Here is a 20047-nt window from a genome sequence, read left to right as displayed (position 1 = left end):
GGGGGGGCGGGGGGCGGGGGGGGGGCGGGCGGCCCCCCCCCCCCCGCCCCCGGGCCCGGGCCCGGGGCGCCCCCCCCCCCCCCCCCCGCCGCCCGCCGCCCCCCCCCCCCCGCTGGCGGCCCGTTGAAAATCCCTCCTCGTCATTTCGGAGGCCGCGAAGCGGCTGTCCTGAATCCATAATCCCGGTCTGATTTGTTTCGGAAAAGCCGGGGTCATGGGGTCCGGGCTCCGGCCGGAGCCTGCGCCCTGACGGCTCGCTCGTGCGCACGAGAAAACGCCCGGGCCGATCGGGCCCGGGCGGAGAGGGGATCGCGAGGTCGGCGGCTTTCTGCCGCTCTGCTCCGGGCTCGAGGCGAGCCGGTCGTGGGCTCGGGTCGCGCCGGACGGACCGCGCCGGTGGGGCGGCTACGCGGCCCGGATGGTGTTCAGGAACTTGCCGACCTCGAGCTTGAGGCGGTTGCTCTCGCCCGACAGCGACTGCGCCGAGGACAGCACCTGCGAGGAGGCCGAGCCGGTCTCGGCGGCGCCGCGGTCGACCTCGATGATGTTGGTGGCGACCTCGGTGGTGCCGCTCGCCGCCTGCTGGACGTTGCGGGCGATCTCGCTGGTGGCCGCTCCCTGCTCCTCGACGGCGGCCGCGATGGTGGCGGTGATCTCGGCGATGCGGCCGATGGTGCCGCCGATCTCCTTGATGGCGGAGACCGAGTCCTGCGTCGCCGCCTGCATCTCGGCGATCTGGGCCGAGATGTCGCCGGTCGCCTTGCCGGTCTGGGCGGCGAGCGCCTTGACCTCCTGGGCGACGACCGCGAAGCCCTTGCCGGCCTCGCCGGCGCGGGCCGCCTCGATCGTCGCGTTGAGGGCGAGCAGATTGGTCTGCTCGGCGATCGCGGTGATCAGCTTGATCACGTCGCCGATGCGGCTCGCCGCCTGCGACAGCTCGTTGATGCGGCTGTCGGTCTTCTCTGCCTGCCTGACGGCCTCGTTGGCGATGCGGCTCGACTCCTGCACCTGGCGGGAGATCTCGTGCACCGAGGAGGCCATCTCGTTGCTGGCGGAGGCGACCGACTGGACGTTGCTGGAGGCCTGCTCGGACGCGGAGGCGACCCGGGTGGCGAGGCCCTGCGTGGTCTCGGCCGTGCGGGTGAGGGTGCCGGCGGCGGCTTCCAGCTCGGTCGAGGCGGACGACACCGTCTCGATGATCTCGCCCACCGCGGCCTCGAAGCCGTCGGCGATCTTCCGCATCTCGGCCTTGCGCTCGGTGACGGCGCGCGTCTCGGCCTCCTGCTGCTCGCGCTGCATGAGCTGCTTGTCGAGGCCGTTCTGCTTGAACACCAGCGCCGCCTTGGCGATGTCGCCGACCTCGTCGCCGCGCTCCGAGCCGGCGATGTCGATCGAGAAGTCGTCCTTGGCCAGCGTCTGCAGGCTCGCCACCGAGGCGGCGATCGGCCGGGCGATGCCGAACTGGCCGATGAAGAAGCCCAGCGCCAGCGCGCCGAGAATGCCGACGGACGCCACCGTGATGATGGTGTTGCGGCCGGTCGTCGCTGTCGTCTCGGTGAGGACGGCGAGATCGGCGACCTGCTTGGCGATGGCATCGTTGTAGCTACGGGTGCGGTCGCGCGCCTTCTCCTGCGCGAGGCGGCTCGACACCACCTCCTTGTTGAGCCGGTCGATCTGCTCGGCGGTGGGCGGGTTGGACAACGTCTTCACGAAGGTGACGGTGACCTCGAGCTCACGCAGGTATTCCCCGCCGATCGTCGTCATGTCGGCGATGTAGCGGCGGTCCTCCTCGGTCGAGGCGAGTCTCTTGAGCCGCTCGAACCGTTCGCCGAAGGTCTTCTTCTCCCGTTCGATGCGGCCGAGCGAATCCTGGATGATGTCGGGCCGCGGCGCGGCGTTGATCCGATACTCGGCCCGGTTCATCGCCAGCAGGTTGATGTTGAGCTGCGACGACAGGTTGTTCTTGTCGCCGGCCGCCTTCGCCTCCGTGGCGACATCGGCGAGGGTCGCGAGGGCATTGAGTGCCACCACGCTGACCACCACGGCGGCGATGCCGAGCAGCACGATGACGGACAGGATCTTCGGCAGGATGCGGATGCGGGACAGGAGCGACATCGGTGGTCTCCGACAGGCGATCGCAGGACCGCGCGACGGCGATCGCGCGACCTCGACGGGCCGGGCCCAGGAGAGGGACCGGAACAGATGATGGCTTTCCGGCTGCCCCGGCTCGATCGGCGGAGCAGTGCATGCAGGCCGGCGAACTGGCCGGCGCGCAGGCGGATCACGACCGGGAGATCCGTCGCACGTTCATCTCTGAAGCAAATCGATTAAAATTTGTTTTCGATAAATAAGGTCTTGGCTTCAATACTATAGCCTTCGACACACCGTTTCCAATACCTTCGTATTAACCATGCTTTTTCAGCCGTGCGGCGCCCTCGGGCTGCAATCCCGCCGCGCCGGCCGCGGGCCGCTCGGCCCCGCCGCGATCACACGGCGCGCTCGGCCGCCTCGCTCGACAGCGTGGCGGCGCGCGCCACCGCCTCGTCGGCGGCCCTCTCGCAGCGCTCGCGGAACCGCTCGACCTCCTCCTGCGGCAGGTGCTCGATGCCGATGAAGGTGTTCGAGCCGGCGCTCACCCTGATCAGCTCGTCGAGCTTGGCCTGGATGGCGGCGCCGTCGCGGTTCTGGGTGTTCTGGATCAGGAACACCATCAGGAAGGTCACGATGGTGGTGCCGGTGTTGATGACCAGCTGCCATGTGTCGGAGAAGTGGAAGAGCGGGCCGGAGATCGCCCAGGCGAGCACCACGCCGCAGCAGATCACGAAGCTCGCCGCATTGCCGGCGGCGCGCGCGACCAGGTTGGAGATGCGGGTGAACACGGCGTCCATGGAAGCCTCCGTCGGCATCACGGCACCACAACGGCCCGCGGCGGGCCGGGTTCCTGCGGTGCCGTCGTGCCGACGCCGCCCGCCCGCGGAGATCGTCCGGCCGCTCGATAAGATTTGAATCGTGTGGGAAGGACCTTCTTGCCGGACCGCGGGCTAGCGTCGTGCCCGTCTCCTGCAGCGGACCGGATCCCCATGCAATCGAAAATCATCGGCACCACGCTTCCCGTTCTCGAAATCAGGCTCGACCCCGGCGAGGCCGTCGTCGGCGTGCCCGACCAGCTCTCCTGGATGTCGGGCGACGTGACGCTGACCACCGCCATGGGCGGGGCGGGCGGCGGCGGCGTCTGGGGTCTGGTCAGTCGCGCCGTGTCGGGCGGCGGCCTGTTCACCACCCGCTTCGCCGCCGGGCACGCCTCCGGGCTCGTCGCCTTCGCGGCGCATCTGCCCGGCGCGATCCTGGAGGTCGCCGTCCCGCCCGGGCGCGCCATGCTGGCGCACCGGCACGGCTTCGTCTGCGGCACGCCCGAGGTCGAGATCACCACGGCGGCCCAGACGGCGCTCGGCGGCCTGTTCGGCGGCGAGGGCTTCGTGCTGCAGCGCATCGGCGGCGGCGGCACCGCCTGGGTCGAGCTCGGCGGCGAGGTGGTGACCTACACGCTGGAGCCCGGCCAGGAGCTGCTGGTGCATCCGGGCCATGTCGGCATGTTCGAGGACAGCGTCGGCTTCGAGATCACCACCATCAAGGGCGTGCGCAACGCGCTGTTCGGCGGCGACGGGCTGTTCCTGGCGCGGCTCTCCGGCCCCGGCAAGGTGTGGCTGCAGACGCTGACCACGGCCGGCCTCGCCCACGCGGTCGCGCCCTATCTGCCGGGCAAGCAGGGCTGAGGTCGCCATGACGAGGACGATCGTGACGAGATTCTTCGCGCTCGCGGCCACCGCCGCGCTCGCCGTGCTCGCCGCCGAGCCGGGGCTGCCGGCGCAGGCGCAGGGCGTGCTGCAGGGCGCCTGGCGCACCGACGGCGGCTGGCTCACCGAGCTGCGCACCCATCCGGACGGCGCCCGGGTGTGCTCGACCGGCAAGGCCGGCACGACGCCGCACGGCTTCGGCTTCACGGTGGTGAAGAGCGGCGACGAGACCGTGGTGATGGTGGTCGATCAGACGCAGCCGCCGGCCCCCGGCACGGACGCGCTGGCCTTCGTGCAGGGCGGCCGGACGGTCGGGACGATCCCGGCCCAGGTGACCGGCCCGGCGGTCGGCTCGCGCGACGCGAACGGCGCCGAGGCGCCGCGGCTGCTCGCCGGGCTCGCGCCCGGCCCGGTGACGATCGCGGCCGGCGACCGCCGCTGGGAGCTCGACCTCGCCGGCCTCCCGGCCGCGAGGGCTGCACTCGACAGGTGCCTCGAACGGGCGAAGTGACCGTCGGGCTGCGCGACGCCGGCCCCGGCTCGGCGGCGCGCCTGGGCAAATTCCCCGGTCGTCCCGGGGCGGCGTCCGAGCCGACCCGGTCACCCGGACCTCGGATCGCCCGCGGCGTCCGCCGGCCACAGCCAGGCGGCGCCGCGGACGCCGCTCGAGTCGCCGTGGCGGTTCTTCACGATCGCGGTGTCGAGCCGGTCGGTGAAGGCGTGGCGCTCGACCAGCGGCGGCAGGCGCTCATAGAGCGCGTCGATGTTGGAGAGGCCGCCGCCCAGCACGATCACGTCGGGATCGAGCACGTCGACCACCAGGGCGAGGCCGCGCGCCAGCCGGTCGACATAGTCCTCGAAGCATCTTTGGGCGACGACGTCGCCGGCGGCGGCGGCCGCGACGATCGCGTCGGGCGAGGCCGTGCCTCCGCCGACGCGGAGAAAGTCGCGCGAAAAGCCGGGGCCGGACAGGAAGGTCTCGAGGCAGCCGTGGCGGCCGCAGTAGCAAAGCGGGCCGGGGCGCTCGTCGTCGCGCGGCCAGGGCAGGGGCGTGTGGCCCCATTCGCCGGCGATGCGGTTGCGGCCCGACAGCGGGCGGCCGTCGACCACCACGCCGCCGCCGACCCCGGTGCCGAGGATGACGCCGAACACCACGCCGGCGCCGGCCGCGGCGCCGTCGGCCGCCTCCGACACGGCGAAGCAGTTGGCGTCGTTCTCCAGCCGCACGGCGCGTCCGAGCGTCTGCGCGAGATCACGGTCGAGCGGACGGCCGTTCAGCACCACGCTGTTTGCGTTCTTCAGGAGGCCGGTCGCCGGCGAGATGGCGCCGGGCGTGGCGACGCCGACCGTGCCGCGGCGGCCGAGGTCGTGCTCGGCCGCCACCACCAGCCCGGCGATCGCCGCCAGCGTGCCGGCGTAGTCGCCGGCCGGCGTGGCGACACGCCGGCGCCACAGCTCGGTCCCGTCGGGGCCGAGCGCCAGTCCCTCGATCTTGGTGCCGCCGAGATCGATCCCGATGCGCATGCCTCACCGCCGCCGCTGCCGATGTCGCAGCAGCGATGCCACCGCCGGCGCGGCGGTGCAACCGGCCCGGCGGCGCGGCCGGGCGCGGCTGCGTGTCGGCTCAGCTCATGCGCTGGCGCAGGGCGCTGGCGATCTCGCCGGCGCCCAGCGTGGTGCCGTCGTCGCCCTCGATCAGCAGCACGGCATGGCCGGTGCGGCTCATATGGGCGGCCCAGCCGATCGCCTCGTCCATGTCGTGGACATCCCGGTGGAGAAGCCTGTCGCGCTCCAGCGGCGAGATGTCGTCGGCGCCGGCCGGCGCGCTGTAGACCCTGTACATGCTGCGCTCCTTCGCTGATGGACCCGAGGGCCGCGAGCTGACCAGATCCGTGCCCCCGTCGGTTGAGCGAGATCAAGAACCGCGGTCCGGGTGATGCGGCGCTGCAACGGTCCCGGCCCGGCCGCGCGCCGCCCGGGGGCAAAAGCTTGAGACCGGACGGCGGTTCCGCCATCCTTCGCCCGGGGAGCGCGAGGGAGGCGGGATGCGCGCGATCGGGGTGCTGCTGGGGACGATGCTGCTCGGGGCCGGGATCGCCGGCGCCGGGGTCGCCGCGCCGCCGGCGGCGGCCGGCGAGGTGGATCCCGGCGCGACGGCGTTCCTGCAGACCGTGTCGCTGCCGCGGCCGGCGGTGTCGCGGGTGATCTTCTGCCACGGCTTCGGCTGCGCGTTCCGCACCGAGATCGGCCTCGGGCCCGGCGACCGCGCCCGGATGGCGAGCCTGATGGCGTCGGGCGCCGGCTCGCCGGCGGCCGAGCGCGCCGCCATCGCCCGCACCGAGGTGTGGTTCGAGAAGCGCGTCGCCCCGCTCACCGGCACCGGCAAGGCGAAGGCGCGGGCCGGCGGCCTCGGCCACGCCAACGACCGCACCCAGTTCGACTGCATCGACGCGACCGTGAACACGACGTCGCTGCTGATCGTGCTGCAGGAGCTCGGCCTCCTGAAGCACCACCGGGTGGTCGAGCCGATCTCGCGCCTGCTCACCGGCGGCGGGCCGCACTACACGGCGGTGATCAAGGAAACGAAGTCCGGCGCCGAATGGACCGTCGACCCCTGGACCCACGACCACGGCGAGCTGCCCGACGTGTGGCCGGTCGCGAGGTGGAAGGCGGGGGGGTAGGGGACGGGCCTCTGCCCGCGTGCCCCGGACAAGGCGCAGCGCATCGCGCTGCGCCGCAGAGCCGGGGCCCAGGGGCCGCTCGGCAAGTCCTCACCCGATCGCCCTGGGTCCCGGTTCGCGGCGCTTTGCGCCGCGCCCGGGACACGAGGCTCCGGCACGGCACGCTTCACCGCACCAGCTGCCGGTAGATCGCCGGCAGGGCGGCCGGCAGCCGGCCGATGTCGCCGACGATGGCGTAGCCGCCGCGGCCGAACAGCGTCGGGAAGTAGGACTGTGCGGTCGCGTCGATGGTGACGCCGAACACCGTCAGGCCGAGGCGGCGGGCCTCCTGTACGGCCTTGCGGGTGTCCTCGACGGCGAAGCGGCCCTCGTAGTGGTCGACGTCGTTCGGCTTGCCGTCGGTCAGCACCAGCAGCAGCTTCTTGCGGCTCGGCTCGTCGCAGAGCTTCGCCGCGGCGTGGCGCACCGCGGCGCCGATGCGGGTGTAGTAGCCGGGCTTCAGCGCGCCGATGCGGCGCTCGACCGTGCGGCTCATCGGCTCCGAAAAGTCCTTCACGGTCTCGACCCGCACCCAGGAGCGGCGGCGCGACGTGAAGGTGAGGATGCTGTGGCGGTCGCCGCAGGCGGCGAGCCCGTGCGCCAGCACCAGCAGCGCCTCCTTCTCGACGTCGAGCACGCGGCGCCCGTCGACCCAGGCGTCGGTGGAGAGCGACACGTCGACCAGCAGCGTCACGGCGAGGTCGTGGCCCTGCGGGCGGACCGCGAGATGGACGCGGTCCGAGCCGGCGCCGCCGGCGCGCAGGTCGCAGCGCGCCCGCACCAGCGCGTCGAGATCGAGATCGGGCCCGTCCGGCTGGGCGCGCAGCACCTCGTGGCGGGGGCGCAGCGCCTCGAACTGCTTTCTCACACGGCGCACGTGTTTTCGCGCGGTCTCGTCGGGGGCCCACTGCTCGCCGTCCTCCGGAGCGGGGCCGGCGAGCACGCGGCAGTGGTCCGGCCAGTAGGCCTTCTTGCGAAAATCCCATTCCGGATAGGCGAGGTCGGCGGCGAGCCGCGTGCCGTCGACGGCGTCGGGCGGCAGATCGAGATCGAACTTGAGCTTCGTCGCCGGCTTGCTGCTGCGCTGCCCGACGGTGAGCTCCTCCAGCTCGTCGGCGGCCTTCTTCGCGTCCTCGTCCTCGCTGTCGTCCTCGGGCCGCGAGACGTTGACCATCTCGGCCATCGCGAGAATCTTCTCGAAGCGGTTCAGCGCGAACGGGTCGCGCTGCTTCTGCCGGTCGTCCCGGGCGCGCACCGCGAAGCGCTTGCGCGTCTCCGGGGCCGCGGCGGCCGCGACCGTCGCCGGCTCGTCGGCGTCGTCGCGCGGGGCGCCGGGCGCGCGCAGCCAGGCGTCGCCCCACAGCGGGCAGGGCAGTAGCGGCTGGTAGCCGACCGGGCCGCGCGGCGGCAGCGGGCCGGTCTCGGCGACGGCGGCCCACAGCCGATCGCGCAGCGGGTCGACGGCGCCGAGCAGCGCCAGCACCAGCGTCTCCATCTCCTGCTCGGCGCGCGGCAGCGGCCGCACCGGACGGGCCGCCGCGGTGGCGCGGCAGAGCGCCCGGTACGGCTCGGCGAGGCCCGGAAAGGTGGCGAGCACGGCGCCCGCGGTGCGGTGCGCGCGGCGCAGCAGCAGGAGGTCGCGGCGCAGCGGCTCCGGCTCGTCGATCGGGTCGAGCGGCACGGTGGCGAACCACGCCGCGAGCCAGCGATACAGCGCGGCGTTGAGATCGTGGTCGGGAAAGAGCGCGATGCGCTCCGGCAGGAACAGGGTCGCGGCGTCGCGGGCCGGATGGTCGAGCCGCTCCTCGCCGAGCCCGATGCGCTGCCGCCAGCCGAGCCGGTGGAAGAATTTCCGCGAACCGGCACCGGCGAGCTGCACGCCCGGCTCGCCGCCGAGCCCGCGGAACATCACGGCGAGCGGCGCCCGCATGGCGTCGAGCGTCGCGGCGTGCGCGGGATGGCACGGCCAGGTCGCCGCCCCGCCCACCAGCCGATGCCAGGCGCGGCCGACCGTCTCTTCCAGTTCGAGAAAGTCGAGCATGAGAGGATCCTGATTGACTCGACCCTCATCCTGAGGTGCGAGCGTAGCGAGCCTCGAAGGATGTGGCCCCGGCCGTGCCGCCCGGGGTAGCGCCTCGGCCTCGTCCTTCGAGGCTCGCCTTCGGCGAGCACCTCAGGATGAGGGGATGAGTCGGTGTGGCGTTGCGACGCGTCCCGCGCCTCACCCCACCACGGCCTTGGCCACCTCGACCAGGGCGGCCTTCACGTCGGGCTCGTCGGTGAGGGGCTCGATCATGGCGGCGAGCACCGCCTCCGCCGGCCGCAGGCCGGCCGCGATCAGGCCGGCGGCGTAGACGACGAGGCGGGTCGAGACGCCTTCCTCCAGGTCGTGCCCCTTCAGGACGCGCAGTCGCGCCGCCAGTGCGACCAGCGGGCGGACGCGCTCCGCCGGTAGCCCGCTCTCGGCGGCCACCACGGCGATCTCCTGCTCGGACGGCAGGAAGTCGAACGCGATGGCGACGAAGCGCTGGCGCGTGGAGGGCTTCAGCGCCTTGAGCAGGCTCTGGTAGCCGGGATTGTAGGAGACGACGAGCATGAAGCTCTGCGGAGCCGAAAGCTCCTCGGCGGTCCGCTCCAGCGGGAGAATCCGCCGGTCGTCGGTGAGCGGATGCAGCACCACGGCGACGTCCTTGCGGGCCTCGACGATTTCGTCGAGATAGCAGATGCCGCCCTCGCGCACCGCGCGGGTGAGCGGGCCGTCGGTCCACACGGTGTCGCCGCCCTTCAGCAGATATCGCCCGGTGAGATCGGCGGCGGAGAGGTCGTCGTGGCAGGCGACGGTGTGCAGCGGCAGGCCGAGCCGCGCCGCCATGTGGGCGACGAAGCGCGTCTTGCCGCAGCCGGTCGGACCCTTCAGCAAGAGCGGGAGGCGCCGCCGCCAGGCGAGCTCGAACAGGGCGCATTCGTTGCCGGCCGGCGCGTAGTAGGGGACGTTCGGCGCGGCGGCGCCGGAGGCCTCGACGGCGTGCAGGATGGGTTTCATGGGCGTGTCCTCCTGATCATTCGGCCGGGGCGAGCACGGTCGGCGCGGCGGCGGCCCGCTCGCGGCCGGGCACCAGGATCGACCACACGAACATCAGCGCCGAGACCAGCACCACGAGGCCGGAGCCGAGCCGCACCCAGTAGAACATCGCGAGCTGGTCCTGCACGTCCATGAAGCCCTGGCCGAGCACGCGCTGGAGATGGACCTGGACGACGCCCGCGAAGGTGAGGGCGAACGTCATGGTCATCATCGCCGTGCACATGATCCAGCAGCTGGCGATCGAGAGCGCCTGGTTGTAGGGGGCGCGGCCGCGAATCTGCGGGAACGCGTAGGCCATCATGGCGAGGTTGAGCATCACATAGGCGCCGAAGAAGGCGAGATGCCCGTGCGCCGCCGTCACCTGGGTGCCGTGGGTGTAGTAGTTGACCGAGGACAGCGTGTGCAGGAAGCCCCACACACCGGCGCCGAGGAACGCCATCACCGAGCAGCCGACCGACCACAGCAGCGCGGCGCGGTTGGGGTGCTTGCGGCCGGCCTTCCAGGTCATCTGCACCGTGAACAGCACCATGGTGAAGAACGGCGCCACCTCCAGCGTCGAGAACAGCGAGCCGATCCACTGCCAGTAGCCGGGGGCGCCGATCCAGTAGTAGTGGTGGCCGGTGCCGAGGATGCCGGAGAACAGCGCGAGGCCGATGATCACGTAGAGCCACTTCTCGACCACCTCGCGGTCGATGCCGTTGAGCTTGATCATCAGGAAGGCCAGCACCGAGGCCATGATCAGCTCCCACACGCCCTCGACCCACAGATGCACGACGTACCACCAGTACATCTTGTCGAGCGCCAGGTTCTTCGGATTGTAGAAGGAGAACAGGAAGAAGATGGCGAGGCCCCAGAGGCCGAACAGCAGGATGTTGGTCACCACCGTCTTGCGGCCCTTGAGCGCCGTCATGGTGATGTTGAACAGGAACATCAGAACGATGACGACGATGCCGACCTTGATGGCGAAGGGCTGCTCGAGGAACTCGCGGCCCTCGTGGATCTTGAACAGATAGCCGACCACGGCGACCCCGGCCGAGACGAAGAACATCCAGAACTGGATCTTCGCCAGCAGCGGCGAGTACAGCTCGGTCTCGGTCTCCTCGGGCAGCAGGAAGTAGGTGCAGCCCATGAAGCCCATCAGCAGCCAGACGATCAGCGCGTTGGTGTGGATCATCCGCACGATGTTGAAGGGCAGCAGCTCGGAGAGCGTGTTGGGCAGCACGTAGATGGTCGCGGCGACGACGCCGAACGTGACCTGGGCGAGGAACAGCGCGAGCGCGCCGTAGAAGTAGAGGAGGGCGACGCGTTGGGATTGGTATGTCATGGCGGTGCCTCGGGTTCGTGAAGACAGGCAGCGCGTGCTGCCGACGCCGGTCGAAGTGAGCCGTCATCCTGAGGTGCTCGAGCCCGGCGGCGCCTTGCGCCGTCCGGGCGCGAGCCTCGAAGGATGCCGGCCCGGAAGTCTCGGCCCTTCGAGGCCCGGCTGCGCCGGGCACCTCAGGGTGACGGGGAGGGGCCCTGTGGACGGGGCGGGTCACCCCGCCTTGTTGGGCGGCCAGCTCTGGGTCTTGATGCGGCTGGTCCATTCGAGGAAGTCGGCGAGGTCGTCGAGCTCCTGGTCGCTCAGGTGAAACTGCGGCATCTGGCGGCGGCCCTCGGCGCCGGAGGGCTGCGACTGCATCCACGCCTTCAGCATCTCGCGCGCCGCCGCCGGATCCTCCTTGCCGCCCCAGCGGTCCCAGACGTTGCCGATCTCGGGCGCGAAATAGGCGCCCTCGCCGAGCAGCGTGTGGCAGTTGATGCAGGAGTGCTTCTCCCACACGTGCTTGCCGCGGGCGACGCTCGGCGTCAGCCCGGCCTTGTCGGTCGAGACGTTCGCCATGTACCAGTGGCTGTGGGCGGTGAGCCCGACGAAGATCGCGAAGAAGAAGGCCGAGCCGCCGTAGAAGACGTTCCGGGCCGCGGATTTGGTGAGGCGTTCGGCCATCGCGGGTCCTTTCCGACCAGGCATGCGAGGTGCGACACAGCGCGTGCGGGAGACGGCGGAACCGTAGCAAAGCGGCGGCGGGGTTCTTTGCCGATACGCAAGCAGCGCGGCGAAGCGGGGTGGCCGCGGCCGCGCCGCCGCGGCGTCAGCGCAGCAGCGCCGCCGCGGCGGCGAGCCAGGCGAGCGTGCCGACCAGCACGCCCCAGCCGCCGACGAGCCCGCGCCACAGCGGCGGCGCCGTTCTCAGGCCGAGGAAATCGAGCACGACGATGCGGCCCTTGAGCACGGCGGCGCCGATCACGAGGGCGTTCGCGGCAGCCCCGGCCGGCGCCGCCACCGTGACGGCGAGGCTCGCCAGCGCGAGGACGATCAGCCGCGCGGCGGCGGCGTCCGGTCGCGACAGGCGGGGCCGCGACAGGCGGGGCCGGGGCATGTCAGCGCACCAGATAGAGCACGGGGAACACCAGGAGCCAGACGAGGTCGACCATGTGCCAGAAGGCCGTGCCGGTCTCGACCGCCTCCGCATCGGCCGCCGGCGCGACCACGGCGAGAATCACGAGGCCGAGCCCGACATGCAGCAGATGGAAGCCGGTGACGAGCAGGTAGAGCGTGGCGAAGGCGCCGCTCTCGGGATCGAGGCCGGCGCCGAGCTCGGTGGCGTATTCGTGCAGCTTGACCGCGACGAAGACGGCGCCGAGCGCCATCGCGCCGGCGAGCCACCGGCGTGCCGCGGCGCGGGCGGCGGCGCGGGCCGCGGCGGCGGCGCGGGCGGCGAGCCAGCCGCTCGTGATCAGCACCATCGTGTTGACGAAGGCGGGCCGCGGGTCGAGCAGCGCCTGCACGGCGGCGGCCTCGGCCGGCTGCAGCAGCCGGACCACCGCGACGATGCCGAGCAGAGCGCCGAACACGACGAGCTCGCTCGCGATCAGCACCCACATCATCGGATGGCCGGGCAGGCCGTCGAGCACGCCCCAGCCGGTCTCGGTCGCCTCGGCCTCGGTCGTCATGCGCGCGCTCCTGCCGATCTGTCCGGATCAGCTAGGCGCGCCGGGGAGGCGGGATCGTTGCGGGCCCGCAAACAGGCGGACGATCGCGCCTGAGTTTGCGCACCGGCAAGCACGCCGCGCGCGGCCCGGTGTAGGAGAGCGGAGCCGCCGGCCCGGCCGGCGGCGTCACAGCGGAGGGTTCGCCATGACCGACGCCCAGCTCGGCCTGCTGGTCGCGACGCCGATCATCATCGTCTTCGCCGTCGCGCTGCGCCGCATGGGCGCGGTGCGCACCACCGGCGCCGTCGTCGCCGTCGCCGCCTCGGTGGCGATCGCCGCTGTGCTGTTCTTCACGCAGTGACGGTCAGCGGCGCTCCAGCTCGGCGACCAGGGACTTCATCTCGGCGATCTCGCGCAGCTGCGACTCGATGATCTGGTCGGCGAGCTTGCGCACCCGCGGATCGGTGATGTCGGCGCGCGTGCTGGTGAGGACCGCGATCGAGTGGTGCGGGATCATCGCCTTCATGTAGGCGACGTCCTCGACGGTCGCCTGGCTGCGCACCAGGAACAGGGCCAGCCCGAACACAACGACGGCGCCGGCCAGGATGGCGATGTTGACGGCCCGGTTGGCGTACATGCCGAGCATGAAGGAGAGCATGATCACCGCCATCGCGGCGCCCATGTAGAGGGCCGCATAGGCCCGCGTCTCGCTGAAGAACACGTGGTCGAGCGCGTAGGTGTTCAGGTACATGAGGCCGAACATCACCACGGTCGAGGTGGCGATCATGGCCGCGAACCGTCCGTAGGAGCCCTTCATCGCGCTTCTCCGCCGCTGACGGAGGGCCAACCCGCGGCGCCGACGATCGTTCCTGGACACCTCCCTCGCGGCCGGGGGTCACTCCCCGGCCAGCCGCAGGGGGGCGCGGGTGCCGCGCTCGGCGGCGCGCAGGCGGTTCTCCTCGCGGGCCATGTAGTCGCGCCGCACCGGCACGACGCCCTGGCGCTTCGCGAGCTGGATCTGGAACACCATCATGTTCTGCTCGCGGAACGCCATCTCGGAGGCGGCGAGATAAAACTCCCACATGCGCACGAAACGGCAGTCGTAGAGCTTGAGCGCGTCGTCGCGATGGGCCAGGAAGCGCTCGCGCCACGCGGCGAGCGTGTCGGCGTAGTGCAGGCGCAGGATCTCGATATCGGTGACCAGCAGGCCGGCCCGCTCGATCGCCGGCAGCACCTCGGACAGGGCCGGGATGTAGCCGCCCGGGAAGATGTACTTGGCGATCCACGGATTGGTGTAGGCCGGCCCCTCCGAGCGGCCGATCGCGTGCAGCAGCACGACGCCGTCCTCCGACAGGGCCCGCGCGACCGCCTGGAAATAGGCGTCGTAGAAGCGCACGCCGACATGCTCGAACATGCCGACCGAGACGATGCGGTCGAAGGTCTCGGGCACGTCGCGATAGTCCTGCAGGCGGAAGCGCACCCGCCCGCCGAGCTCGGCGTCGCGGGCCCGCGCGCGGGCGACGGCGAGCTGCTCGGTCGACAGCGTCAGCCCGGTGACGTCGGCGCCGCAGACCTCGGCCAGATAGAGCGCGAGCCCGCCCCAGCCGCAGCCGATGTCGAGCACGCGCTGCCCGGGCGTCAGCAGGAGCTTGGCCGCGATGTGGCGCTTCTTGGCCAGCTGGGCGTCGTCGAGCGAGGCGTCGGGCCGCTCGAAATAGGCGCAGGAGTACTGCCGGTCGGAATCGAGGAAGAGGGCGTAGAGGCGGCCGTCCAGGTCGTAGTGGTGGGCGACGTTGCGGCGCGCCGCGTGACGCCGGTTCCATTGCGCCAGCCGGCGGGCCAGCCAGCGGATCATCACCAGCGGCCGGATCCAGGGGATCGGGTAGCGCACCGCGACGGCGGCGGTCACGAGCCGCAGGAAGTCGGCGATGGTGCCCTGCTCGACCACGAAGGTGCCGTCCATGAAGGCCTCGCCCAGGCGCAGCTCGGGATCGAGCAGCACGGCCCACTGGGCGGCCGGCCGGGTGAAGCGCACCGCGACCGGGGGGCCGGCGCCGTCGCCGAAGACGAACACCGAGCCTGCCGCGGTGGTGACCCGCAGCGACCCGTGGCGAATCAGGGCGGCGAACGCGATCCGCAGGAGACGGTCGGGGAGGCGGGAGAACGACAGACGTGACGACAGCTGCGACTCGGGCAGGAGACGATCCATTCGGCGAACCTCGCGACGCCGTACGGAGGCACGGGCCACGGCGCGGCCGGGCCGGAACGACTCGGTCGGGCGGGACACGCCGATTCGGGCGGCGGGTCCGGGGGATCACCCTCCGGCTCGTGTCTCTTGCAGTGCGAAACCTAGTCCTTTCGGGTGGGTCGTATCAAGGGGCGGCGGCCCGTCCCGGGCCTTCGTGGCGCCAGAATTTGCCTCACAACTGCGCGACAGCTAGGTAAACGCGGCCGGCCGCGTCGGACGCGCCGGGATGGGACACGCGACGGGGCAGCGTCGCGGCATGCGGCAATCAGAGAGCGAAACAAGAGGTTTACGGGGATGTCAGTCCTGGTGAGAGGGATCGCGGCGGCCTGCGTGCTGGCCTGCGGGCTCGCCCCGACCGGTGCGGCGGCGCAGACGGACCTGACCGCCGGCAAGACGCCGGCCCAGATGTTCTCGTCGGACTGCGCGGCCTGCCACCGGTCGCCGTCCGGACTGTCGCGCGGGCGCGACCCGTCCGGCGTGGCCCGGTTCCTGCGCGATCACTACACGTCGAGCCCGGCCAATGCGGGGGCGCTCGCCGGCTATCTGGCCGGGGCGGGCGGCGGTGCCGCGACGCCGGGGCCGCGCGGCCGCCAGCGCCCGCAGGCCGGCCAGGAGGAGCGTCCCGATCCGCGCGCGGGCGCCGCTGCGGCCCCGGGTCAGCGCCAGCCGCGCCAGCCGCCGGCCGAGACCGAGGCGGCGCCGGCCCCGACGCCGCCGCAGCAGCGCCAGGCCGCCCCCGCGCCGGAGGGCCAGCCGCCGGCCGAGCGGCCGGCGCCGCGCCGCACCAACGAGCGCCTCGCCTCGACGCCGCTCGACCGGCTGCGCCCCTACATCGCGGCGCACGATCCGGCGACCCCGGCGCCGGCCGGCGACGCCGACCGCCAGCAGCGCATCACCGACTACGCGACCGCGGGCACCAGCGCCGAGGCGCTGCGTGCCGCCGCGCTCGCGGTCCGGCCGGCCCCGGCCCCGGCCACGCCGCCCGCTCCGCCGGTGGCGACGCCCGACGCCGGAGCGGCGCGCGCCCCGGAGGCAGCCGACCGGGCCGCTCCGGGCGCCGGCGTCGCCGCGGCTCCGGCGGGCGAAGCGTCAGCGACCCCACCCGGCGCGGCGCCGTCCGACACGGCGCCGGCCGGCGCGGCGCCGGCCGGCGAAGCCCCCGCCGAGGCGCCGGTCGCCGGCCCGCCGGTCGGCAGCGCGGCGCCGACCAGCCAGTCCAACGAGGACCCGCGCTGAGGCGCGGGCGGCCGGAGCCGGGAGAGGCGACGTGAATCCGGATCTGTTCGTTCCGTTCCTGCTGCTGACCCTGCTGCTGATCCTCACCCCGGGCCCGATCGTCACCCTGATGATCTCGACCGGGGCGACCCAGGGGGCGCGCGCCGTGCTCGCCACCTCGATCGGCACCATGGCCGGGAACGCCGTGCTGATCGGCTCGGTCGCGTTCGGCCTCGGCCTGGTGATGGCGCGGGCCGCCGTGGTGTTCGAGGTGATCCGCTGGGTCGGCGTCGTCTACCTGATCTGGCTCGGCGTGCAGGCGTTCCGCCGCAGCGGGCGGGGCGCGCCGGCCCCGGAGGCGCGCGGCGTGCACGTCTCGCGCGGCTTCCTGGTGGCGGTGTCGAACCCCAAGACCATGGCGTTCTTCACCGCCTTCCTGCCGCAGTTCGTCGATCCCGCCCTGCCGGCGACCTTCCAGCTCGCCGTGATGGTGAGCGTGTCGGTGGTGCTGTCGGGGCTGCTCGACGCCGTCTGGGGACTGGCGGCGGCATACGGGCGCGGCTGGTTCCTGGCGCCGTCGCGCCGGATGCTGCTCGGCCGCGCGTCGGGCGTCGCGCTGATCGCCGGCGGGGTGTGGCTCGCGGTGTCGCGCCGGCCGGCCTGACGGCCGGCCGGGCGCTTCGGCATCGCGGCAAGAGAACCGCAACCGAATACCCCGGTGTGCCTTGCCGGGCCGCCCGCGGCAGGCTAGACCCGCGCGATGCTGCGCACCGCTCTCTATGCCGGCTCGTTCGACCCGGTCACCAACGGCCATCTCGACGTCGTGCGCCAGGCGGCCCGCCTGGCCGACCGGCTGGTGCTGGCGATCGGCATCCATCCCGGCAAGGTGCCGCTGTTCTCCGCCGAGGAGCGCGCCGCCATGCTGGAGGAGACCTGCCGGCCGCTCGCCGCCGCGGCGGGCTGCGAGATCCGCTGCATCACGTTCGGCGGCCTCGTCGTCACGGCGGCCCGGGAGGAGGGCGCCGTCGCCCTGATCCGCGGCCTGCGCGACGGCACCGACCTCGATTACGAGATGCAGCTCGCCGGGATGAACGGCGCCATGGCGCCCGAGATCGCCACCGTGTTCCTGCCGGCGTCGCCGCTGGCACGCCCGATCACCGCCACACTGGTTCGCCAGATTGCCGCCATGGGCGGGGATGTCTCGGCCTTCGTGCCGCCGGCCGTGGCCGCGCGGCTGAAGGCGAGGTTCGCCGCCCGGGCGTCCTGACGCGACGCCGACGGCGATGCGCGCCCCGTGCGTCACGCCTCGCCGAACCAGCGTCCGGACCGCCCGCCGTCGTTCCATCGCAACCCGCAAGGACGCTTCATGATCCGCTTGCTCGCCGCGCTCGCCGTGCTGATGCTCTCGGTGGTCGCGCACGCCCAGCCGCTGCCGGCCGGGCTCGACCCGCAGAACACCATCCTGATCGACACCAAGGACGGCCGCATCGTCGTCAAGCTGCGGCCCGACCTCGCGCCCAAGCACGTCGCGCGCATCAAGCAGCTCGCCCGCGAGAAGTACTACGACAACGTGCCGTTCCACCGCGTCATCGACGGCTTCATGGCGCAGACCGGCGACGGCCAGCGCGGCGACGGCACCGGCGGCTCCAAGTATCCGGACCTGCCGGCCGAGTTCTCCAACGTGCCCTACAAGCGCGGCATCGTCGGCATGGCCCGCGCCGCCGACCCGAACTCGGCCAACAGCCAGTTCTTCATCATGTTCGCCGAGAACCCCGGCCTGAACGGCAAGTACACGGTGGTCGGCGAGGTGGTGAAGGGCATGGACATCGTCGACAAGGTCAAGAAGGGCTCGCCGGCCCAGAACGGCCGCGTCGTCGACCCGGACAAGATCGTCCGCATGCAGGTCGCCGCCGACGCCAAGTGAGGCGGCGGCACCCGATCCGAACCCTCGCGGCGCGGCCTCCCGGCCGGCAGCCGGGCCGCGCCGCAGGCCCGTCCTTCTTGAAAGCAGTTCGAACCAAGGGATGATCCCACCGTGACCGACCCGACCGAGAACACCCTCCTGCTCGAGACCACCCAGGGCCCCGTCACCATCGAGATGCGGCCCGACCTCGCGCCCGGCCACGTGGCGCGCATCAAGGAGCTGGTCCGCCAGGGCTTCTACGACGGCATCGTGTTCCACCGCGTGATCGAGGACTTCATGGCGCAGACCGGCTGCCCGCACGGCACCGGCACGGGCGGCTCCGGCCAGAAGCTCAAGGCCGAGTTCTCGCGCGAGAAGCACGTCCGCGGCACCGTCTCGATGGCGCGCGCCCAGAACCCGGATTCGGGCGACAGCCAGTTCTTCATCTGCTTCACCGAGGCACCCTGGCTGGACGGCCAGTACACGGTGTGGGGCCAGGTGACGGCCGGCATGGACAATGTCGACAAGATCAAGCGCGGCGAGCCGGTGAGCGATCCCGACAAGATCGTCACGGCCCGCATGGCCGCCGACGCCACGGCGTAGGTTTCCTCTTCACCTCTCCCCGCCGGCGGGGAGAGGTCGGATTGCGCGCCGCAGGCGGGGAATCCGGGTGAGGGGGCGCTTCCGTATCCACGAGACGCCCCTTCACCCGTCTCGCCGCGTCGCGGCGAGCCACCCTCTCCCCGCGCGCGGGGAGAGGGGACCGGGCGCCGTCCCGAGAACCGTCTGCCCCATCATGCGCACCGATCTGTTCGACTTCGATCTCCCGCCCGAGCGCATCGCGCTCAGGCCCGCGAGCCCGCGGGACTCGGCGCGGCTGCTGGTGGTGCGGCCGGGCGGCGCGCCCGAGCTCGCCGACCACGTGGTGCGCGACCTGCCGGCACTGCTGCGGCCCGGCGACCAGCTCGTCGTCAACGACACCAAGGTGATCCCGGCCCAGCTGTTCGGCCGGCGGCTCGGCCGCGGGCCCGAGGCTGCGATCGAGGCGACGCTGGTCGAGCGGCTCGACGGCTCGCGCTGGAAGGCGCTGGTGAAGGGATCGAAGAAGCTCGTCGCCGGCGACACGGTGCGGTTCGGCGACGAGGGAAAGGTCTGCTTCCTCGGCCAGCTCGACGCCACCGTGGAGCACAAGGGCGAGGCCGGCGAGGTGACGCTCTCGTTCGCCTTCCACGGCCCGGTGCTCGACCAGGCGATCGCCGAGCGCGGGGCGATGCCGCTGCCGCCCTACATCGCGGCGCGCCGGCCGGCCGACGAGCGCGACCGCGCCGACTATCAGACGCTGTTCGCCCGCGAGGAGGGCGCCGTGGCGGCGCCGACCGCCGGGCTGCACTTCACCGACGATCTATTGGCGCGCCTCGCCGCCGCCGGCGTCGGGCTGCACACCGTCACGTTGCATGTCGGCGCCGGCACGTTCCTGCCCGTCAAGGCCGACGACACGGCCGACCACCGCATGCATGCCGAATACGGCGTGGTGAGCGAGGCGACCGCCGCCGCCCTCAACGACGCGCGAAACAAAGGCGGCCGCATCGTCGCGGTCGGCTCGACCTCGCTGCGGCTGCTGGAGAGCGCCGCCGGCGAGGACGGCGTGATCCGGCCGTTCGCGGCCGAGACCGCGATCTTCATCACGCCGGGCTACCGGTTCCGGGCCGTCGACGTGATGATGACCAACTTCCACCTGCCGCGCTCGACCCTGTTCATGCTGGTCGCCGCCTTCGCCGGGCTCGACACGATGCGCCGCGCTTATGCGCATGCGATCGACACCGGGTATCGATTCTACTCGTACGGCGACGCCAGCCTGCTGTTTCGAGAGTGACGGCGGCGCGTGATCCGCCCGGCGGATCGCGCCGGTGCGGGCTCTCGCGCAAGCGTGATCTCGGTTCGGTTGTCGCGTCGCGCGTGATCGGATACAACCGAAGATAACAACAAACAATCAGATCGCGCGGTGCGGTGAGGCGTCTGCTTCGGCGACGTTCGCCGAGCATGGTCGCGTGCCCGTCGATACGGCCGGCATCCGGATGCGCGGCCGATCTCGGAGCCGCGCCACAAATTCAC

At 72.3% G+C, this 20047-nt stretch carries 22 protein-coding genes; 10 read left to right on the top strand and 12 right to left on the bottom strand.

Annotated elements, in window-relative coordinates; genetic code table 11:
• Nucleotides 1–405: 405 nt before the first annotated feature.
• Both J2S22_RS27605 and J2S22_RS27600 read right to left on the bottom strand, forming a co-directional pair.
• Nucleotides 406–2115 (bottom strand): methyl-accepting chemotaxis protein, encoded by a 1710-nt coding sequence (locus J2S22_RS27605; RefSeq protein WP_307155896.1) that lies wholly within the window; start codon nucleotides 2113–2115, stop codon nucleotides 406–408.
• 371 nt (nucleotides 2116–2486) lie between these two features.
• Nucleotides 2487–2888 carry a low affinity iron permease family protein gene (locus J2S22_RS27600; protein WP_272779303.1) on the bottom strand — a complete coding sequence of 134 codons (402 nt, stop codon included), beginning with the start codon at nucleotides 2886–2888 and terminating at the stop codon, nucleotides 2487–2489.
• Between the two features lie 192 nt (nucleotides 2889–3080).
• Between J2S22_RS27600 and J2S22_RS27595 the strand changes: the two genes are divergently transcribed.
• Together J2S22_RS27595 and J2S22_RS27590 are read left to right on the top strand one after the other, a co-directional pair.
• Nucleotides 3081–3773, top strand: coding sequence for an AIM24 family protein (locus tag J2S22_RS27595; protein ID WP_272779304.1), 693 nt, complete (start codon nucleotides 3081–3083; stop codon nucleotides 3771–3773).
• A gap of 7 nt (nucleotides 3774–3780) precedes the next feature.
• Complete coding sequence (locus J2S22_RS27590) at nucleotides 3781–4305, top strand: hypothetical protein (protein WP_272779305.1); 525 nt, start codon at nucleotides 3781–3783, stop codon at nucleotides 4303–4305.
• 89 nt (nucleotides 4306–4394) lie between these two features.
• On the opposite strand, the gene J2S22_RS27585 is transcribed toward J2S22_RS27590, so the two are convergent.
• Entirely contained in the window at nucleotides 4395–5318 is a 924-nt protein-coding gene (locus J2S22_RS27585) for an ROK family protein (RefSeq protein WP_272840681.1), read from the bottom strand.
• A 100-nt stretch (nucleotides 5319–5418) separates the two neighbouring features.
• On the bottom strand, nucleotides 5419–5637 hold the full coding sequence (locus J2S22_RS27580; protein WP_272779307.1) for a hypothetical protein: 219 nt from the start codon (nucleotides 5635–5637) through the stop codon (nucleotides 5419–5421).
• Nucleotides 5638–5839: 202 nt separating this feature from the next.
• Here J2S22_RS27580 and J2S22_RS27575 point away from each other — a divergent pair, with 202 nt between their 5' ends.
• Entirely contained in the window at nucleotides 5840–6475 is a 636-nt protein-coding gene (locus tag J2S22_RS27575; RefSeq protein WP_272779308.1) for a hypothetical protein, read from the top strand.
• Between the two features lie 166 nt (nucleotides 6476–6641).
• Here J2S22_RS27575 and J2S22_RS27570 read toward each other — a convergent pair whose 3' ends face one another.
• From J2S22_RS27570 to J2S22_RS27545, 6 genes are all read right to left on the bottom strand, one after another.
• On the bottom strand, nucleotides 6642–8555 hold the full coding sequence (locus J2S22_RS27570) for a nitric oxide reductase activation protein NorD (RefSeq protein ID WP_272779309.1): 1914 nt from the start codon (nucleotides 8553–8555) through the stop codon (nucleotides 6642–6644).
• A 180-nt stretch (nucleotides 8556–8735) separates the two neighbouring features.
• Nucleotides 8736–9557 (bottom strand): CbbQ/NirQ/NorQ/GpvN family protein, encoded by an 822-nt coding sequence (locus tag J2S22_RS27565; RefSeq protein WP_272779310.1) that lies wholly within the window; start codon nucleotides 9555–9557, stop codon nucleotides 8736–8738.
• A gap of 16 nt (nucleotides 9558–9573) precedes the next feature.
• Nucleotides 9574–10920 (bottom strand): cbb3-type cytochrome c oxidase subunit I, encoded by a 1347-nt coding sequence (locus J2S22_RS27560; protein WP_272779311.1) that lies wholly within the window; start codon nucleotides 10918–10920, stop codon nucleotides 9574–9576.
• 210 nt (nucleotides 10921–11130) lie between these two features.
• Nucleotides 11131–11583 (bottom strand): c-type cytochrome, encoded by a 453-nt coding sequence (locus J2S22_RS27555; protein ID WP_272779312.1) that lies wholly within the window; start codon nucleotides 11581–11583, stop codon nucleotides 11131–11133.
• Nucleotides 11584–11728: 145 nt separating this feature from the next.
• The gene (locus J2S22_RS27550) at nucleotides 11729–12016 is read right to left on the bottom strand and encodes a cytochrome C oxidase subunit IV family protein (protein WP_272779313.1); all 288 of its coding nucleotides are present in this window, start codon (nucleotides 12014–12016) and stop codon (nucleotides 11729–11731) included.
• A 1-nt stretch (nucleotide 12017) separates the two neighbouring features.
• Nucleotides 12018–12590 carry a cytochrome c oxidase subunit 3 gene (locus J2S22_RS27545; protein ID WP_272779314.1) on the bottom strand — a complete coding sequence of 191 codons (573 nt, stop codon included), beginning with the start codon at nucleotides 12588–12590 and terminating at the stop codon, nucleotides 12018–12020.
• A 184-nt stretch (nucleotides 12591–12774) separates the two neighbouring features.
• Between J2S22_RS27545 and J2S22_RS27540 the strand changes: the two genes are divergently transcribed.
• Nucleotides 12775–12930, top strand: a complete 156-nt coding sequence (locus tag J2S22_RS27540) for a hypothetical protein (protein WP_272779315.1) — start codon at nucleotides 12775–12777, stop codon at nucleotides 12928–12930.
• Nucleotides 12931–12933: 3 nt separating this feature from the next.
• Here the strand turns inward: J2S22_RS27540 and J2S22_RS27535 are convergent, their stop codons facing one another.
• Together J2S22_RS27535 and J2S22_RS27530 are read right to left on the bottom strand one after the other, a co-directional pair.
• Nucleotides 12934–13386 (bottom strand): DUF305 domain-containing protein, encoded by a 453-nt coding sequence (locus tag J2S22_RS27535; protein ID WP_272779316.1) that lies wholly within the window; start codon nucleotides 13384–13386, stop codon nucleotides 12934–12936.
• 78 nt (nucleotides 13387–13464) lie between these two features.
• Nucleotides 13465–14778, bottom strand: a complete 1314-nt coding sequence (locus J2S22_RS27530) for a cyclopropane fatty acid synthase (protein WP_272779317.1) — start codon at nucleotides 14776–14778, stop codon at nucleotides 13465–13467.
• A gap of 333 nt (nucleotides 14779–15111) precedes the next feature.
• Here J2S22_RS27530 and J2S22_RS27525 point away from each other — a divergent pair, with 333 nt between their 5' ends.
• The 6 genes from J2S22_RS27525 to queA all read left to right on the top strand — a co-directional run bounded on the left by J2S22_RS27525 (nucleotide 15112) and on the right by queA (nucleotide 19808).
• Nucleotides 15112–16053 carry a hypothetical protein gene (locus J2S22_RS27525; RefSeq protein WP_307155895.1) on the top strand — a complete coding sequence of 314 codons (942 nt, stop codon included), beginning with the start codon at nucleotides 15112–15114 and terminating at the stop codon, nucleotides 16051–16053.
• Between the two features lie 31 nt (nucleotides 16054–16084).
• The gene (locus J2S22_RS27520; protein WP_272779445.1) at nucleotides 16085–16696 is read left to right on the top strand and encodes a LysE family translocator; all 612 of its coding nucleotides are present in this window, start codon (nucleotides 16085–16087) and stop codon (nucleotides 16694–16696) included.
• A gap of 96 nt (nucleotides 16697–16792) precedes the next feature.
• A complete protein-coding gene (coaD, locus tag J2S22_RS27515; protein WP_272779444.1) occupies nucleotides 16793–17299 on the top strand; it encodes a pantetheine-phosphate adenylyltransferase in 507 nt (168 codons plus the stop codon).
• A gap of 99 nt (nucleotides 17300–17398) precedes the next feature.
• Nucleotides 17399–17956, top strand: a complete 558-nt coding sequence (locus tag J2S22_RS27510) for a peptidylprolyl isomerase (RefSeq protein ID WP_272779443.1) — start codon at nucleotides 17399–17401, stop codon at nucleotides 17954–17956.
• Nucleotides 17957–18067: 111 nt separating this feature from the next.
• The gene (locus J2S22_RS27505; protein WP_272779442.1) at nucleotides 18068–18538 is read left to right on the top strand and encodes a peptidylprolyl isomerase; all 471 of its coding nucleotides are present in this window, start codon (nucleotides 18068–18070) and stop codon (nucleotides 18536–18538) included.
• Nucleotides 18539–18731: 193 nt separating this feature from the next.
• On the top strand, nucleotides 18732–19808 hold the full coding sequence (queA, locus tag J2S22_RS27500; protein ID WP_272779441.1) for a tRNA preQ1(34) S-adenosylmethionine ribosyltransferase-isomerase QueA: 1077 nt from the start codon (nucleotides 18732–18734) through the stop codon (nucleotides 19806–19808).
• Nucleotides 19809–20047: the final 239 nt, after the last annotated feature.

It is taken from the genome of Rhodoplanes tepidamans (genome assembly GCF_030813915.1).
GTDB classification, from domain to species: Bacteria; Pseudomonadota; Alphaproteobacteria; order Rhizobiales; family Xanthobacteraceae; genus Rhodoplanes; species Rhodoplanes tepidamans.
This window is presented reverse-complemented; position numbering and strand designations above follow the sequence as displayed.